General features: G+C 41.5%; 1 protein-coding gene. It reads right to left on the reverse strand.

Annotated elements, in window-relative coordinates:
* Positions 1 to 13: 13 nt before the first annotated feature.
* Positions 14 to 1,342, reverse strand: a complete 1,329-nt coding sequence (locus E1163_RS09910) for an IS110 family RNA-guided transposase (RefSeq protein ID WP_155171285.1) — start codon at positions 1,340 to 1,342, stop codon at positions 14 to 16.
* Between the last annotated feature and the right edge of the window lie 423 nt (positions 1,343 to 1,765).

Here is a 1,765-nt window from a genome sequence, read left to right on the forward strand (position 1 = left end):
TACCGATGACGTATTACTCAACTTGTTGATTTGCAACAAGTTGATATCCCATTTCTTTCGCTGCTTTTGACAGCCATCTTTCCTTCTGGAGATTAACTTTCTGCTCGTAATCCTTTATCCCTTTCTCGGTGTAATCAAGGCCTTTCACCATCAACCTCCAATAAAGAACGGCCAGCTTTCTGGCGGTAGCCTTTACTGCAATACCAGCCCCTCGCTTAACTTTTAACTTTCTACCAAAAGCTCCTAAGGCTATTTTTTTGCTTTCTATCAGACTTTGGGCTATTTGTCTAAATATTTGTCCGGCTTTCGGCCTGTATTTTTTGCTTCTGGTATTTTTCTTTTTCCCAGATTCATGTTGTCCGGGTGCCAAGCCTAACCAGGATGTAAAATGCTTTTCTGTATTCCACTTCAATAGGTTGCTCCCCGTCTCAGCATATAATTGTAACCATGTATAATCTGTGATTCCAGGCAAGTTTGTAGCATCTTTCCCCGTAAATACTTTAAGCAGGTGACCTCCAAGATGGTCTACCTGTGGCTTATTATGCCTTACTGGTTTACGGCCCTGTACCGATTCAATATCATCTCTGACACCCTTGTCCTGGTGGTAATTATTGGCCTCTTCCATGGCCTGCTGGATTTTCTTATCACACGCGCTAATCTGTTGCTGATAGAACATGTACGCCTCATAAGCCTGACCAAGAGCAAATAAACCTGCTTCCGTGTAATGCCCCTCCAATGCTTTTAATACTAGGTGGGCCTTTTTCTCTATTATACTTTTATGACAAAGAGATAATAGCTTCTCAGGATTCCTTTCACCTTCCAGAATGGCTTTTATAATGGCTATACCACTCGCTCCATGAACCTGGCTAATCACTTCCTTGATGCGTATGTTCATCTCTGTCAGGGCTTTCTGCATGTGATTTACATGCATTGCCGCTGTTCTGATGTGATCTTCACGCATTCGTTGATAAGCCCTTATTTCCTTTACCTGTTCATCAGGAACAAAACAGCGGTTGAGTAAACCATAACTATGAAGTTGTCGTATCCACTGACAGTCTTTAACATCGGTTTTGCGGCCAGGTACTTGTTTGGTCTGTCTGCCATCAACCAACCATACATCCAATCCGGATTTCTCGAGCATTTCATAAAGTATTACCCAATATACCCCTGTCGCCTCCATGGCTACTGTTTCTATGCCTTTGGACAATAGGTAATCCCTTGCCTGACGAAAGTCTTCCGTGAAAGTTTCAAAAGATTGAACAGGCTCTCCTTCAACTGCCAGGAATATCTTCTTTGCTCCAATATCTATCCCTGCTGCATTAGCTCTTAACTTTTTCATCATTAGAATTCTTTAGTAAGGAAGTTGCACTGAAAGAAACTTATGACACGAAAGGCTACCGAACGGACATTTTCTAAATCTAAAAGATAGAAAAGTACCATAATTTGTGACTCCTTTCTTCCAAACCATACTCGCAGGCAGGCAATTAGCACTAATCGAACTCCCGGTTATGTGTGCAAACTTTCCTATAGAACGATTCGTCATCTCATTTTGTGCATTTTGTTAAAAAGGTTAAGCCTCGCAATGACGGTAATTTTTAGTGTGGTTCAAACCATAAAGTTTTAGTAAAGCGAACATCTAACCTACTCGTCATCATGAGGAGGTACGACGAAATGATCCCCAATTTCCGGGGCACAAACTGATTTAGTGCTTCAAATTCAGCTTTGCTATCCATTTAAGGGGATTGCTTTGTCGTTTCCCGAAATT

The organism is Fulvivirga kasyanovii (assembly GCF_009711405.1).
In the GTDB taxonomy this organism is placed as follows: Bacteria; Bacteroidota; Bacteroidia; order Cytophagales; family Cyclobacteriaceae; genus Fulvivirga; species Fulvivirga kasyanovii.

What these genes read in the sequence shown, in the direction of transcription:
- E1163_RS09910 (WP_155171285.1), bottom strand. Translation starts at nt 1,342, where the DNA reads ATGATGAAAAAGTTAAGAGCTAATGCAGCAGGGATAGATATTGGAGCA.